We start from the raw sequence: 13,517 nt of genomic DNA, 5'->3' as shown, positions 1-13,517 counted from the left end.
AGAGACAGAAGATTTTCAGCTTTGATACAGATTTAACAGAATTTGCCTGGCGGCTTTAGCGCGGTGGTCCCACCTGACCCCATGCCGAACTCAGAAGTGAAACGCCGTAGCGCCGATGGTAGTGTGGGGTCTCCCCATGTGAGAGTAGGGAACTGCCAGGCATCAAATTAAGTAGTAAGCCGGTGCATAAATCCGGTGGTTACAGAAGTCTTCGGTGGAGCGGTAGTTCAGTCGGTTAGAATACCTGCCTGTCACGCAGGGGGTCGCGGGTTCGAGTCCCGTCCGTTCCGCCACTTATTAAGACATTAAGCCTGCTATATCTTAGCAGGCTTAATGGTAAGAAAATTTAGGGGCGTAGCTCAGTTGGTAGAGCACCGGTCTCCAAAACCGGGTGTCGCGAGTTCGAGTCTCTCCGCCCCTGCCATATATAATCCTTTGCTTAGGCAAAGGATTTTTTTTTGCCTTTAAAATAGTAAAATCTCGCCTCTGAAAATGCTACCTGCGTCCATGCAGGTGATTAGCATCATTCCATTATGTTGATTTTCAATAGATCTTTTATCTGAGATTGTTTGTCACTGTTCTGCAACCAGATGGCATAGAGCGGTCTTGAGAGCGTTGTGGAATCCGCCACAGTATGCAATTCCGGCTTATTGTCTGCCCAGAGTGTGGGTAACCAGGTGCAACCTTTGAGCAAAGAAAGCTGCTGACAGGCGATTTCAGCCGAGCTTGTGGTGAGCTGAGGCACGTCATCACTTGCGATCAATCCAGCCTCATGTTGTTGAAAATCCGGCCCCCATTCCAGGCGTAAATAGTTAAGATCAGCTTTCATCATAGAGGGTTCAGAGGCATACAGTGAAAGGCTAAATTGCCCAATAATCTGGCTGCTAAATTCGTCCATTTTGGGGGCTTCTGTCGTGATCAGGAGATCCAGCTGGCGTTCGTGCAATTGCTTAACCAGCGACTGACGTTGCGCAATTCTTGCTTCAAACTGTAGGTGGTTATGGGAACGATATAGCCGGGAAAGCCATTTACTGAGCATACATTCCCATAGCGATGCGCTGGCCCCAATAGAGAATTCGTTATGCCGTGAGGTATGCGCAACCTCCTTGCGCGCCGCTTGCCAGGTATTCATCAGCGTTTCTGCATAGGGCAATAGTTTTTCACCGGCAGGCGTCAAACGGATGTTGTTGCGGTGGCGAGTAAAAAGATTCACACCCAGCTGATTCTCCAGCTGACGAATACGAAAACTGACCGCTGACTGCGTCAGATAAAGGGCTTCCGCTGCTCGCCCGAAGTGACGCGTTCTGCTCACTTCGAGGAAAGTTTTTAGCAATTCCGTATCCACATCTTTCTCCGCAAAATTATTTGTCGTTATGATTTAAATGTTTTGTTTTACACTCTGTCAAGCGTAACTAATACTCCGCGCCATAAATAGCTCGGCCAAAGAATTAGGAGCGTGTAGGATGGCGGAAAGCTTTACGACAACGAATCGTTTTTTCGACAATAAAAATTATCCGCGCGGGTTCTCTCGCCATGGTGACTTCACCATTAAAGAGGCACAACTGCTTGAGCGTCATGGTTATGCCTTTAACGAGTTGGATCTGGGGAAACGTGAACCAGAAACGGAAGACGAAAAACAGTTTGTTGCCGTTTGCCGTGGCGAGCGTGAGCCGGTATCAGAAGCAGAACGCGTATGGGTGAAGTATATGGCGCGTATCAAGCGTCCTAAGCGTTTCCACACGCTGTCTGGCGGTAAGCCGCAGATGGAAGGTGCTGAAGATTACACCGAGTCTGACGACTAATGTGACAAGAAAAGGGGCGATGGCCCCTTTTTTTACGCCAGCATTTTTTGCAGATGCAGTAGCAAACGGTCGATTGCACGATAGCTCAATGCTTCTTGCAGATGCTGCCTCTGGATTTCAATACACCCTTCAACATCAGCGATAGTCCTGGCGACTTTCAATAAACGCTGCCAGGCACGAATGGAAAGCCCAAACCGTACCAGGGTATCCTCCAGCCAAAGCGCATCTTCTGGCGCCAGATGGCAGAATCGCCGAATCTCCGCATTATCAAGATAGGCATTGAGTTTGCACTGACGGGCATATTGCTTCGCCTGGGCAGTGATGACTCTTTCACGTACTTCCGCTGAAGTTATTCCCTTTCCGTTGTTCTTGCTGAGCAGCCCGGGAGGCGGAAGAGGGATCTCCAGCGATAAGTCGAACCGGTCGAGGAAAGGACCGGATAGCTTTCCAAGATAGCGAAGCGTCTGCTCAGGCGTGCACCGGTTATGGTTCCCCTGGTAGTGCCCTGTTGGGCTGGGGTTCATCGCAGCAACCAGCTGGAACCGCGCAGGGTAACTGATTTTGGCTCGTGTCCGGGAGATGTGTATTTGTCCCGACTCAATCGGTTCACGTAGCGCGTCCAGAACCCGTCGTTCAAATTCAGGCAGTTCATCAAGAAACAGGATGCCATTGTGCGCCAGCGAGATTTCGCCAGGCCCCGGGATAGAGCCCCCACCCACCATTGCTGTCAAAGAAGCACTGTGGTGCGGTGAGCGAAAGGGGCGCTGCCGCCACTGCTTTTGCAGTGATGTTGAGCTAACGAGGCTAAATATGGCGGCGCTTTCAAGCGCCTCGCGATTGTTTAATGGCGGCAGTAAGCCATTCAGGCGGCTTGCCAGCATTGTTTTGCCCGTTCCTGGCGGGCCAATCAATAAGAGGTTATGGCCACCTGCGGCGGTAATCTCCAGGGCTCGCTTGCCCTGTTCCTGCCCAATAATATCGCGGAGATCGTCCCGGTTATCCGGCAGGATATCTTCGGCCTCCCGTGGTTCAGCAAGTTCATGCCGCCCTTCCAGGTACGCACAAACCTCCTGTAGATGGCTGGCTATCAGACACCCTTTTTCTGCAATCAGGCTCACTTCAGGAGAATTTTCATTGGCCACAATGATTTGTCGGCCTGCGCTTATCGCTTCCAGGGCTCCTGATATCGCTCCAGGAACGCCTCTTAATGAGCCTGTAAGAGCAAGTTCGCCGATGAACTCATACGAGCCTAGCCTGGTGGTATTCAGTTGCTCAGAAGCGGCGAGAAGCGCAATAGCGATAGGTAAATCATATCGCCCCCCCTCTTTGGGTAAGTCAGCAGGTGCCAGGTTGATGGTGATTTTCCTGGCAGGGAAGGTATAACCGCTATTGATGATGGCGCTACGCACACGATCCCTGGCCTCTTTTACGGTGGTTTCTGGTAGCCCAACGAGAGTGAGCCCTGGCAGGCCATTACTCAGATGTACTTCAACAGAAATCAGTGGTGCCTTCACACCAATAGCGGCGCGTGTATAAACAACCGACAGTGACATAGAAACCCTCCTTGTCGGGCAACTATGCCAGTTTGTATTTTTGTTTTTGACCACATATTCGCGACTTTACGAGGCTCACTCACCACTTTTAGCGACAAAGTGTAATTGTTGCATCAGAATGGAATCGGCACCGCAAAGAGGGACAACTCCCTGTTTTGAGCGCTGGCGGGAACGTAAAAAAATGAAAAAAATTCATTTTCTATTTTCCTCATATAAAACAAAGATTTTTAGAAAAATCATTCGCGTGCTAAACAAATGCGTCATAAATAAATCTTGTGTTGGATTCGGAATCTGTGATAACTCTTTAGGTATTCCTTCGAACAAGATGCCAAAAGAACTGAAAATGACAGCCCTTCTACTAGTGATTAGCCTGGTCGTGATTAGCGTGGTGGTGATTATTATCCCACCGTGCGGGGCTGCACTTGGACGAGGAAAGGCATAGAAATCAAGCCTTAACGAACTAAGACCCCCGCACCGAAAGGTCCGGGGGTTTTTTTATGACTAAAAAACTTAAACGAGGAGCAGAGAATGACGACTAGCACAAAATTCTGTTTCTCCCGATTTATGACGGGGAACTAACTATGAATGGTGCACAGTGGGTAGTACATGCGTTGCGCGCACAGGGAGTCGAAACAGTTTTCGGTTATCCGGGAGGCGCAATTATGCCGATTTACGATGCACTGTATGACGGCGGCGTGGAACACCTGTTGTGCCGACACGAGCAGGGTGCTGCAATGGCGGCCATTGGCTATGCGCGCTCTACAGGTAAAACCGGCGTCTGCATGGCAACATCTGGCCCGGGCGCAACCAACCTGATCACCGGCCTGGCAGATGCACTGCTTGATTCCGTTCCTGTTGTTGCCATCACCGGCCAGGTGGCCTCTCCGTTCATCGGTACCGATGCTTTCCAGGAAGTTGACGTACTGGGCCTGTCACTGGCCTGCACCAAGCACAGTTTCCTCGTTCAGTCTCTGGAAGAGCTGCCGCGCGTAATGGCGGAAGCGTTTTATGTTGCCAACTCTGGCCGCCCTGGCCCGGTTCTGGTTGATATCCCGAAAGATATCCAGGTTGCTCTGGGTGAGCTGGAGCCGCATTTCTCCACCGTTGAGAACGACGATGCTTTCCCGCATTCCGAAGTGGACGCGGCGCGTCAGATGATAGCGGAAGCGCAAAAGCCGATGCTGTATGTCGGTGGTGGTGTGGGCATGGCGCAGGCCGTACCTGCCTTGCGGGACTTTATCGCCGCCACCCAAATGCCAGCCACCTGTACACTGAAAGGCCTGGGGGCGGTAGAGGCAGATTACCCATTCTATCTGGGCATGTTGGGGATGCACGGCACCAAAGCCGCCAACCTGGCGGTTCAGGAATGCGACCTGCTGATTGCCGTAGGCGCCCGTTTTGATGACCGCGTAACCGGCAAGCTGAATACCTTCGCGCCGAATGCGAAAGTGATCCACATGGATATCGACCCTGCGGAAATGAATAAGCTGCGTCAGGTGCACGTGGCCCTTCAGGGCGATTTCAACGCGTTGTTGCCTGCTTTACAGCAGCCACTCAACATCAATGAATGGCGTCAACACGCGGCAGATATGCGTGCTGAACACGCCTGGCGTTACGACCATCCTGGCGATGCTATCTACGCGCCGTTGCTGCTGAAGCAGTTGTCTGACCGTAAACCGGCAGACAGCGTGGTGACAACCGACGTGGGCCAGCATCAGATGTGGTCCGCGCAGCACATGACCTACACTCGCCCGGAAAACTTCATCACTTCCAGCGGGTTAGGCACGATGGGCTTTGGCCTGCCAGCTGCGGTAGGCGCACAGGTTGCCCGCCCGAACGATACCGTCATCTGTATCTCCGGTGACGGCTCATTCATGATGAACGTTCAGGAACTGGGCACCGTTAAGCGTAAGCAGTTACCGCTGAAAATCGTCTTGCTCGATAACCAGCGCTTAGGCATGGTTCGCCAGTGGCAGCAGCTGTTCTTCCAGGAGCGTTACAGCGAAACTACCCTGACCGATAACCCCGATTTCCTCATGCTGGCCAGTGCTTTTGGTATCCCCGGCCAGCACATCACCCGTAAAGACCAGGTTGAAGCGGCACTCGACACTATGCTGTCAAGCGAAGGGCCTTACCTGCTTCATGTCTCAATCGACGAGCTTGAGAATGTCTGGCCGTTGGTACCGCCAGGTGCCAGTAATTCACAAATGCTGGAGAAATTATCATGATGCAACATCAGGTCGCCGTGCAGGCTCGCTTCAACCCGGAAACATTAGAACGTGTTTTGCGTGTGGTCCGTCATCGTGGTTTTCAAATTTGCTCTATGAATATGGAGACGGCCACAGACGCACAGAACATCAGTATCGAATTAACCGTTGCCAGCGCGCGGTCGGTCGACTTACTGTTTAGTCAGTTAACAAAGCTGGTAGACGTTGCCCATGTTGCCATCTGCCAGAGCACAACCACATCACAACAAATCCGCGCTTAAGCGTGACAGGAAGAAAAAATGACGACGAAAAAAGCTGATTACATTTGGTTCAATGGTGAGATGGTTCGTTGGGAGGATGCAAAAGTCCACGTGATGTCCCATGCGCTGCACTACGGTACGTCCGTGTTCGAAGGCATCCGTTGCTACGATTCTCACAAAGGGCCAGTGGTGTTCCGCCATCGCGAACACATGCAGCGTCTGCATGATTCAGCCAAAATCTATCGTTTCCCGGTTTCTCAGACCGTTGATGAGCTGATGGAAGCCTGCCGCAATGTCATCCGTAAAAACAATCTGACCAGCGCGTATATTCGTCCGTTAGTGTTTGTTGGCGATGTAGGTATGGGCGTTAACCCGCCAGCTGGCTACACCACCGATGTGATCATTGCCGCGTTCCCGTGGGGCGCCTATCTGGGTGCCGAAGCACTGGACCAGGGGATCGACGCAATGGTTTCTTCCTGGAACCGCGTGGCACCAAACACTATCCCGACTGCTGCAAAAGCGGGCGGTAACTACCTTTCTTCTCTGCTGGTTGGCAGCGAAGCACGTCGTCATGGTTATCAGGAAGGTATCGCTCTGGATGTGAATGGCTATATCTCTGAAGGTGCAGGCGAAAACTTGTTTGAAGTGAAAGACGGTATCCTGTTCACCCCGCCGTTCACCTCTTCCGCGCTGCCGGGTATCACCCGTGATGCCATTATCAAACTGGCTAAAGATCTGGATATCGAAGTGCGCGAGCAGGTCCTGTCTCGTGAATCCCTGTATCTGGCCGACGAAGTATTCATGTCCGGTACCGCCGCCGAGATTACCCCAGTTCGCAGCGTAGATGGTATCCAGGTGGGTGAAGGCCGTTGTGGCCCGGTAACTAAACGTATTCAGCAGGCATTCTTTGGCCTCTTCACCGGTGAAACGGAAGATAAATACGGCTGGTTGGATCAAGTTAACAACTAAGTATAAATATGGGACGGCACGCACCGTCCCATTTAATAGTCAGACGGGAGTAAATAAAGCATGCCTAAGTATCGTTCCGCCACCACCACCCACGGCCGTAACATGGCGGGGGCCCGCGCGCTGTGGCGCGCCACCGGGATGACCGACGCCGATTTCGGTAAGCCAATTATCGCTGTGGTTAACTCCTTTACGCAGTTCGTACCGGGCCACGTGCACCTGCGCGATCTGGGTAAACTGGTTGCCGAGCAAATCGAAGCCTCTGGCGGTGTGGCGAAAGAGTTCAACACCATTGCTGTTGATGATGGTATCGCAATGGGCCACGGGGGGATGCTTTATTCACTGCCGTCGCGCGAGCTTATCGCCGACTCGGTCGAGTACATGGTAAACGCCCACTGTGCCGATGCGATGGTCTGTATCTCCAACTGCGACAAAATCACCCCGGGGATGCTGATGGCTTCCCTGCGTCTGAACATTCCGGTGATCTTCGTTTCCGGCGGCCCAATGGAAGCGGGTAAAACCAAGCTTTCCGACAAAATCATCAAGCTCGACCTGGTCGATGCGATGATTCAGGGCGCGGACCCGAAAGTCTCTGATGAGCAAAGCGATCAGGTTGAACGCTCCGCGTGCCCGACCTGTGGATCCTGTTCCGGCATGTTCACCGCAAACTCCATGAACTGCCTGACCGAAGCGCTGGGCCTGTCCCAGCCGGGCAACGGCTCGCTGCTGGCGACCCACGCCGATCGTAAACAGCTGTTCCTTAACGCTGGTAAGCGCATCGTTGAATTGACTAAACGCTACTATGAGCAGGACGATGCCAGCGCGCTGCCGCGCAACATCGCCAGCAAAGCCGCGTTTGAGAATGCCATGACGCTGGATATCGCCATGGGCGGTTCCACCAACACCGTTCTGCACCTGCTGGCGGCCGCGCAGGAAGCCGAAATCGACTTCACCATGAGCGATATCGACAAGCTGTCCCGCAAAGTGCCGCAGCTGTGTAAAGTCGCGCCGAGTACCCAGAAGTACCACATGGAAGACGTGCACCGTGCCGGTGGCGTTATCGGTATCCTCGGCGAGCTGGATCGCGCCGGGCTGCTGAATCGTGAAGTGAAAAACGTGCTGGGTCTGACGCTGCCAGAATCACTGGACAAGTACGACGTGATGCTGACCAAAGACGAAGCGGTGAAAAACATGTTCCGCGCAGGCCCGGCCGGTATTCGTACCACCCAGGCATTCTCGCAGGATTGCCGCTGGGACACTCTGGATGACGATCGTGCTGAAGGTTGCATCCGATCGCTTGAGCACGCGTACAGCAAAGACGGCGGTCTGGCCGTGCTGTACGGCAACTTCGCTGAAAACGGCTGTATCGTAAAAACCGCGGGCGTGGACGACAGCATCCTGAAATTCACCGGTCCGGCCAAAGTGTATGAAAGCCAGGATGAGGCGGTAGACGCGATCCTCGGCGGCAAAGTTGTGGAAGGCGATGTGGTGGTGATCCGCTACGAAGGTCCGAAAGGCGGACCGGGGATGCAGGAGATGCTCTACCCAACCACCTTCCTGAAATCCATGGGCCTCGGTAAAGCCTGTGCGCTGATCACCGACGGTCGTTTCTCTGGCGGTACATCCGGTTTGTCTATCGGCCACGTTTCCCCTGAAGCGGCGAGCGGCGGCAATATCGCCATCATCGAAGATGGTGACCTGATCGAAATCGACATCCCAAATCGCGGTATTCAGCTGAAACTGAGCGACCAGGAAATCGCGGCGCGTCGTGAAGCACAGGAAGCGCGTGGCGATAAAGCCTGGACGCCGAAAGATCGTCAGCGTGAGGTTTCCTTCGCTCTGCGTGCTTACGCAAGCCTTGCCACCAGTGCAGATAAAGGCGCGGTGCGCGATAAATCGAAACTTGGGGGCTAATGATGGCCGAATCACAACCCTTATCCGCCGCCCCTGAGGGGGCGGAATATCTTCGGGCGGTGCTACGCGCGCCGGTCTATGAAGCAGTGCAGGTCACTCCACTGCAAAAAATGGAAAAGCTCTCTTCGCGCCTCGACAACGTGATTCTGGTTAAACGCGAAGATCGCCAGCCAGTACACAGCTTTAAGCTGCGCGGTGCTTACGCGATGATGGCCGGGTTGAGCGACGAGCAAAAAGCGCGCGGCGTGATCACTGCCTCTGCGGGCAACCACGCTCAGGGTGTGGCGTTCTCATCTGCCCGCCTGGGGCTGAAAGCGCTGATTGTGATGCCGGTTGCCACGGCAGATATCAAAGTGGATGCGGTGCGTGGTTTTGGCGGCGAAGTGCTGCTACACGGCGCAAACTTTGACGAAGCAAAAGCCAAAGCGATTGAACTGGCGCAACAGCAGGGTTTTACCTGGGTGCCGCCATTTGATCACCCCATGGTGATTGCCGGACAAGGCACGCTGGCGCTGGAACTGCTGCAACAGGATGCTCATCTTGACCGCGTCTTCGTGCCGGTTGGCGGTGGCGGCCTGGCGGCCGGTGTGGCAGTGCTTATCAAACAGCTGATGCCGCAAATCAAAGTGATTGCCGTTGAAGCGGAAGACTCAGCCTGCCTGAAAGCGGCGCTGGATGCCGGGCATCCGGTGGATCTGCCGCGAGTCGGATTGTTTGCTGAAGGCGTGGCTGTTAAACGCATTGGCGATGAAACTTTCCGCCTGTGTCAGGAGTATCTCGATGATATCGTCACCGTTGATAGCGATGCTATCTGCGCGGCGATGAAAGACTTGTTCGAGGATGTTCGCGCGGTTGCGGAACCTTCTGGCGCACTGGCGCTGGCAGGGATGAAAAAATACATCGCGCAGCACAACATTCGCGGCGAGCGTCTGGCGCATGTGCTTTCCGGTGCTAACGTCAACTTCCACGGTCTGCGCTATGTGTCCGAGCGTTGCGAGCTGGGTGAACAGCGCGAAGCCCTGCTGGCGGTGACCATCCCGGAAGAGAAGGGTAGCTTCCTGAAGTTCTGCCAGCTGCTTGGCGGCCGTTCAGTGACGGAATTTAACTACCGCTTTGCTGACGCCAAAGATGCCTGCATTTTTGTTGGCGTGCGCCTGAGTCGTGGCCTGGAAGAACGTAAAGAGATCCTCAACATGCTGCACGAAGGTGGCTACAGCGTTGTGGATCTGTCCGACGATGAAATGGCGAAGCTGCACGTTCGCTACATGGTGGGCGGGCGTCCGTCGAAGCCGCTCCAGGAACGTCTGTACAGTTTCGAGTTCCCGGAATCGCCTGGGGCGTTGCTCAAGTTCCTGCATACGCTGGGTACGCACTGGAACATCTCCCTGTTCCACTACCGCAGTCACGGCACTGACTACGGTCGCGTGCTGGCGGCATTCGAACTGGGCGAACATGAACCTGATTTCGAAACGCGGCTGAACGAACTGGGTTACGATTGTCACGACGAAACCCATAACCCGGCGTTCAGGTTCTTCCTGGCTGGCTAGTGGTTCGGCAATATATTCCAGAATGCATCAATAAGCGGCTCATGCAGCCGCTTTTTTTGTGCGCACACGCCAAGCTCAAACGGCGTTTTCTCATCGCTGCGCTCTAAAATCATCACGCGATTACGCACCGGTTCCGGACTGTTTTCCAGCACCACTTCCGGCAGCAGCGCCACGCCGCAACCCAGCGCCACCATCGACACCATCGCCTCATGGCCACCGACCGTGGCGTAAATCGACGGGTTACTGATTTTCTGACGGCGGAACCACAGCTCAATGCGGCGGCGCACTGGGCCCTGATCTGCCATGATAAACGGCACCGTTGACCAGTCTGGCTTTTCCACCGACACCTGATTTCGCACCGGGCAGGGCAGCGCAGGGGCGATCAGCACTACCGCCAGATTTTCCAGCATTGAGAATGCAACGGCGCCAGGCAACATTTCCGGTTTCCCGGCAATAGCGAGATCGGCTTCTCCCGTCACCACTTTTTCCATGGCATCGGCGGCATCACCGGTCGTGAGCTTGATTTCGACCGACGGGTGCTCCGCGCGGAATCTGTCGAGGATCGGCGGCAGGTGGCTATAGGCCGCCGTCACGGAACAAAAAATATGGAGTTCGCCGGAGAGCGACGGCCCTTGCTGGTCGATGGTGTGGCGTAGCTGCTGATACTGCAACAGCGTTTGCTGGGCAAAGACGCGTAGCTCTTCCCCTGCTTCCGTGAGCGTCACGGTGCGGTTGTCACGCACAAAGAGCGGCTGGCCGAGGTCTTCCTCAAGGCGCTGGATCTGGCGCGAAAGCGTGGAGGGACTGACGTGCATGGCGCGTGCGCTGCGCCCGAAGTGACGGCTTTCCGCCAGATGCAGGAACATTTTCAGATCGCGTAAATCCACTGATTCCACTCCCTCTTTTTACATTGCAGAAATTGCAATGTGACGTTGTGAATATATCAATTTCCGCAATAAATTTCCTGTCATATAGTAAGTTCATTCTCGCATATGCGAACCGAACAATAAGACAGTACAACATCACGAGGTATCACCATGGCTAACTACTTCAACACACTGAATCTGCGCCAGCAGCTGGCACAGCTGGGCAAATGCCGCTTCATGGCGCGCGATGAATTTGCTGATGGCGCAAGCTACCTTCAGGGTAAGAAAGTGGTCATCGTCGGCTGTGGCGCACAGGGCCTGAACCAGGGTCTGAACATGCGCGACTCCGGTCTGGATATCTCTTACGCACTGCGTAAAGAAGCGATTGCTGAGAAGCGCGCTTCCTGGCGTAAAGCGACCGAAAACGGCTTCAAAGTAGGCACCTACGAAGAGCTGATCCCACAGGCAGACCTGGTTGTTAACCTGACGCCAGACAAACAGCACTCTGACGTTGTGCGTTCCGTGCAGCCGCTGATGAAAGACGGCGCAGCGCTGGGTTACTCCCACGGCTTCAACATCGTTGAAGTGGGCGAGCAGATCCGTAAAGACATCACCGTTGTGATGGTGGCACCGAAGTGCCCAGGTACTGAAGTTCGCGAAGAGTACAAACGTGGCTTCGGCGTGCCAACCCTGATTGCTGTTCACCCGGAAAACGATCCTAAAGGTGAAGGCATGGCGATTGCGAAAGCATGGGCAGCCGCAACCGGCGGCCATCGTGCGGGCGTTCTGGAGTCTTCCTTCGTTGCAGAAGTGAAATCTGACCTGATGGGTGAGCAGACTATTCTGTGCGGTATGTTGCAGGCCGGCTCTCTGCTGTGCTTCGACAAGCTGGTGGAAGAGGGTACTGACGCAGCATACGCAGAAAAACTGATTCAGTTCGGCTGGGAAACCATCACCGAAGCCCTGAAACAGGGTGGCATCACGCTGATGATGGACCGTCTGTCCAACCCGGCTAAACTGCGTGCATTCGCGCTGTCCGAGCAGCTGAAAACCATCATGGCTCCGCTGTTCCAGAAACACATGGACGACATCATCTCCGGCGAGTTCTCTTCCGGTATGATGGCTGACTGGGCTAATGACGATAAAAACCTGCTGACCTGGCGTGAAGAGACCGGTAAAACCGCGTTCGAAACGGCTGCACAGTATGATGGCAAAATCAGCGAGCAGGAGTACTTCGATAAAGGCGTACTGATGATCGCCATGGTGAAAGCAGGCGTTGAGCTGGCGTTCGAAACCATGGTGGATTCCGGCATCATCGAAGAGTCTGCTTACTACGAATCACTGCACGAGCTGCCGCTGATCGCGAACACCATCGCCCGTAAGCGTCTGTACGAAATGAACGTGGTTATCTCCGATACCGCTGAGTACGGTAACTACCTGTTCTCTTACGCATGTGTACCGCTGCTGAAAGAGTTCATGACCACCCTGCAGGCGGGTGACCTGGGCAAAGCGGTTGCTGAAGGTGCCGTAGACAATGCGCAGCTGCGTGACGTGAACGACGCAATCCGCAGCCATGAAATCGAGAAAATTGGCCAGAAACTGCGTGGCTATATGACCGACATGAAGCGTATTGCTGTAGCGGGTTAATGAGATTGTCGGGTGGCGCTTCGCTTACCCGACCTACAAAACCGTAAGATGTAGGCCGGGTAAGGCGCAGCCGCCACCCGGCTTTTTTATTTGCGATACAGCACTTTAATCACGTGGTAACCGAACTGGGTATGCAGTGGGCCGGTTGGCTCCAGTACCGGGCAAGAGAACACCACTTTATCAAACGCCGGAACCATCTGGCCCTGACGGAATTCACCCAGGTCACCGCCGCGTTTGCCTGATGGACAAATAGAGTGCTTCTTCGCCAGTTTGCCGAAGTCGGCACCGTTCTTAATCTGCTCCAGAAGATCCAGAGCCAGTTTCTCTTCTTTCACCAGAATATGCAGTGCTGCTGCTGTCTTTGCCATGATCGTGCCTTAAATAGGTTGAGATAAATTGGGGCGCAATATAGCACGCGTTAGCGGCGATACAGCACCTTAATGATATGGTAGCCAAATTTGGTTTTCACCGGGCCAAAGGGCTTCAGAAGCGGGCAACTAAACACCGCCTGATCGAATGGCCCCACCATCGCTCCCTGTTTAAATTCACCTAAATCGCCGCCATTACGCCCGGACGGACATTTAGAGTAGCGCTTTGCCAGATGATCAAAGCTAATGCCACGTTCCAGTTTGGCGAGGATTTCCTGCGCCAGCTTCTCTTCTTTTACCAGAATGTGCAGGGCTGCTGCGGTCTTTACCATGGTTCTGTTCTCGGGGTTAATCGCGTTTTCTTCACTTTATCATTAGCCGGTAAAT

14 protein-coding genes, 2 tRNA genes and 1 rRNA gene are annotated in these 13,517 nt (G+C 54.0%); 12 read left to right on the top strand and 5 right to left on the bottom strand.

The genetic code is table 11. The annotated features are described in order from the left end of the window. The first annotated feature begins 45 nt into the window (after positions 1-45). The 3 genes from rrf to N1249_RS21845 all read left to right on the top strand — a co-directional run bounded on the left by rrf (position 46) and on the right by N1249_RS21845 (position 424). A 5S ribosomal RNA gene (rrf, locus tag N1249_RS21855) occupies positions 46-161 on the top strand. A gap of 55 nt (positions 162-216) precedes the next feature. Next, positions 217-293 (top strand) — tRNA-Asp (locus tag N1249_RS21850). A gap of 55 nt (positions 294-348) precedes the next feature. Then, positions 349-424: transfer RNA gene (locus N1249_RS21845), tRNA-Trp, on the top strand. Between the two features lie 99 nt (positions 425-523). On the opposite strand, the gene hdfR is transcribed toward N1249_RS21845, so the two are convergent. After that, positions 524-1,345 carry an HTH-type transcriptional regulator HdfR gene (gene hdfR / locus N1249_RS21840; protein WP_259833388.1) on the bottom strand — a complete coding sequence of 274 codons (822 nt, stop codon included), beginning with the start codon at positions 1,343-1,345 and terminating at the stop codon, positions 524-526. Positions 1,346-1,463: 118 nt separating this feature from the next. On the opposite strand from hdfR, the gene N1249_RS21835 reads away from it, so the two are divergent. Then, positions 1,464-1,802 (top strand): DUF413 domain-containing protein, encoded by a 339-nt coding sequence (locus tag N1249_RS21835; RefSeq protein WP_259833386.1) that lies wholly within the window; start codon positions 1,464-1,466, stop codon positions 1,800-1,802. A gap of 32 nt (positions 1,803-1,834) precedes the next feature. On the opposite strand, the gene N1249_RS21830 is transcribed toward N1249_RS21835, so the two are convergent. After that, positions 1,835-3,355 carry a YifB family Mg chelatase-like AAA ATPase gene (locus tag N1249_RS21830; RefSeq protein WP_259833383.1) on the bottom strand — a complete coding sequence of 507 codons (1,521 nt, stop codon included), beginning with the start codon at positions 3,353-3,355 and terminating at the stop codon, positions 1,835-1,837. Between the two features lie 343 nt (positions 3,356-3,698). Between N1249_RS21830 and ilvL the strand changes: the two genes are divergently transcribed. The 7 genes from ilvL (at position 3,699) to ilvA (ending at position 10,249) form a co-directional block, all read left to right on the top strand. Then, positions 3,699-3,797: an ilv operon leader peptide gene (ilvL, locus tag N1249_RS21825; RefSeq protein WP_023620831.1), complete on the top strand. Its 99-nt coding sequence runs from the start codon at positions 3,699-3,701 to the stop codon at positions 3,795-3,797. Positions 3,798-3,883: 86 nt separating this feature from the next. Next, complete coding sequence (ilvX, locus tag N1249_RS21820) at positions 3,884-3,934, top strand: peptide IlvX (RefSeq protein WP_166792073.1); 51 nt, start codon at positions 3,884-3,886, stop codon at positions 3,932-3,934. A 2-nt stretch (positions 3,935-3,936) separates the two neighbouring features. Continuing rightward, the gene (gene ilvG, locus N1249_RS21815) at positions 3,937-5,583 is read left to right on the top strand and encodes an acetolactate synthase 2 catalytic subunit (protein ID WP_259833380.1); all 1,647 of its coding nucleotides are present in this window, start codon (positions 3,937-3,939) and stop codon (positions 5,581-5,583) included. Continuing rightward, positions 5,580-5,843 (top strand): acetolactate synthase 2 small subunit, encoded by a 264-nt coding sequence (gene ilvM / locus N1249_RS21810; RefSeq protein WP_014072310.1) that lies wholly within the window; start codon positions 5,580-5,582, stop codon positions 5,841-5,843. The genes ilvG and ilvM overlap by 4 nt, the downstream gene beginning before the upstream one ends. 18 nt (positions 5,844-5,861) lie before the next feature. Continuing rightward, positions 5,862-6,791, top strand: coding sequence for a branched-chain-amino-acid transaminase (ilvE, locus tag N1249_RS21805; protein WP_259833378.1), 930 nt, complete (start codon positions 5,862-5,864; stop codon positions 6,789-6,791). A 60-nt stretch (positions 6,792-6,851) separates the two neighbouring features. Then, the gene (ilvD, locus tag N1249_RS21800; protein ID WP_259833376.1) at positions 6,852-8,702 is read left to right on the top strand and encodes a dihydroxy-acid dehydratase; all 1,851 of its coding nucleotides are present in this window, start codon (positions 6,852-6,854) and stop codon (positions 8,700-8,702) included. Positions 8,703-8,704: 2 nt separating this feature from the next. After that, on the top strand, positions 8,705-10,249 hold the full coding sequence (gene ilvA, locus N1249_RS21795; protein ID WP_088201855.1) for a threonine ammonia-lyase, biosynthetic: 1,545 nt from the start codon (positions 8,705-8,707) through the stop codon (positions 10,247-10,249). Here ilvA and ilvY read toward each other — a convergent pair. Beyond that, complete coding sequence (gene ilvY / locus N1249_RS21790; protein ID WP_166718543.1) at positions 10,246-11,136, bottom strand: HTH-type transcriptional activator IlvY; 891 nt, start codon at positions 11,134-11,136, stop codon at positions 10,246-10,248. The two genes, ilvA and ilvY, sit on opposite strands and share 4 nt — an antisense overlap. Before the next feature lie 150 nt (positions 11,137-11,286). On the opposite strand from ilvY, the gene ilvC reads away from it, so the two are divergent. Next, the gene (gene ilvC / locus N1249_RS21785; RefSeq protein ID WP_259833373.1) at positions 11,287-12,762 is read left to right on the top strand and encodes a ketol-acid reductoisomerase; all 1,476 of its coding nucleotides are present in this window, start codon (positions 11,287-11,289) and stop codon (positions 12,760-12,762) included. 86 nt (positions 12,763-12,848) lie between these two features. Here ilvC and ppiC (N1249_RS21780) read toward each other — a convergent pair whose 3' ends face one another. Further along, positions 12,849-13,130 (bottom strand): peptidylprolyl isomerase PpiC, encoded by a 282-nt coding sequence (gene ppiC / locus N1249_RS21780; protein ID WP_008501570.1) that lies wholly within the window; start codon positions 13,128-13,130, stop codon positions 12,849-12,851. A gap of 50 nt (positions 13,131-13,180) precedes the next feature. After that, positions 13,181-13,462: a peptidylprolyl isomerase PpiC gene (gene ppiC, locus N1249_RS21775; protein WP_182062961.1), complete on the bottom strand. Its 282-nt coding sequence runs from the start codon at positions 13,460-13,462 to the stop codon at positions 13,181-13,183. Between the last annotated feature and the right edge of the window lie 55 nt (positions 13,463-13,517).

Origin of the sequence: Enterobacter sp. CP102 (assembly GCF_025152625.1) — a bacterium.
Taxonomy (GTDB): Bacteria; Pseudomonadota; Gammaproteobacteria; order Enterobacterales; family Enterobacteriaceae; genus Enterobacter; species Enterobacter soli.
Note: the sequence above shows the minus strand (reverse complement) of the source record. Positions and strands in the feature narration are given on the sequence as shown.

What these genes read in the sequence shown, in the direction of transcription:
- N1249_RS21835 (WP_259833386.1), top strand. Translation starts at nt 1,464, where the DNA reads ATGGCGGAAAGCTTTACGACAACGAATCGTTTTTTCGACAATAAAAAT.
- N1249_RS21830 (WP_259833383.1), bottom strand. Translation starts at nt 3,355, where the DNA reads ATGTCACTGTCGGTTGTTTATACACGCGCCGCTATTGGTGTGAAGGCA.
- ilvL (WP_023620831.1), top strand. Translation starts at nt 3,699, where the DNA reads ATGACAGCCCTTCTACTAGTGATTAGCCTGGTCGTGATTAGCGTGGTG.
- ilvG (WP_259833380.1), top strand. Translation starts at nt 3,937, where the DNA reads ATGAATGGTGCACAGTGGGTAGTACATGCGTTGCGCGCACAGGGAGTC.
- ilvM (WP_014072310.1), top strand. Translation starts at nt 5,580, where the DNA reads ATGATGCAACATCAGGTCGCCGTGCAGGCTCGCTTCAACCCGGAAACA.
- ilvE (WP_259833378.1), top strand. Translation starts at nt 5,862, where the DNA reads ATGACGACGAAAAAAGCTGATTACATTTGGTTCAATGGTGAGATGGTT.
- ilvD (WP_259833376.1), top strand. Translation starts at nt 6,852, where the DNA reads ATGCCTAAGTATCGTTCCGCCACCACCACCCACGGCCGTAACATGGCG.
- ilvA (WP_088201855.1), top strand. Translation starts at nt 8,705, where the DNA reads ATGGCCGAATCACAACCCTTATCCGCCGCCCCTGAGGGGGCGGAATAT.
- ilvC (WP_259833373.1), top strand. Translation starts at nt 11,287, where the DNA reads ATGGCTAACTACTTCAACACACTGAATCTGCGCCAGCAGCTGGCACAG.
- ppiC (WP_008501570.1), bottom strand. Translation starts at nt 13,130, where the DNA reads ATGGCAAAGACAGCAGCAGCACTGCATATTCTGGTGAAAGAAGAGAAA.
- ppiC (WP_182062961.1), bottom strand. Translation starts at nt 13,462, where the DNA reads ATGGTAAAGACCGCAGCAGCCCTGCACATTCTGGTAAAAGAAGAGAAG.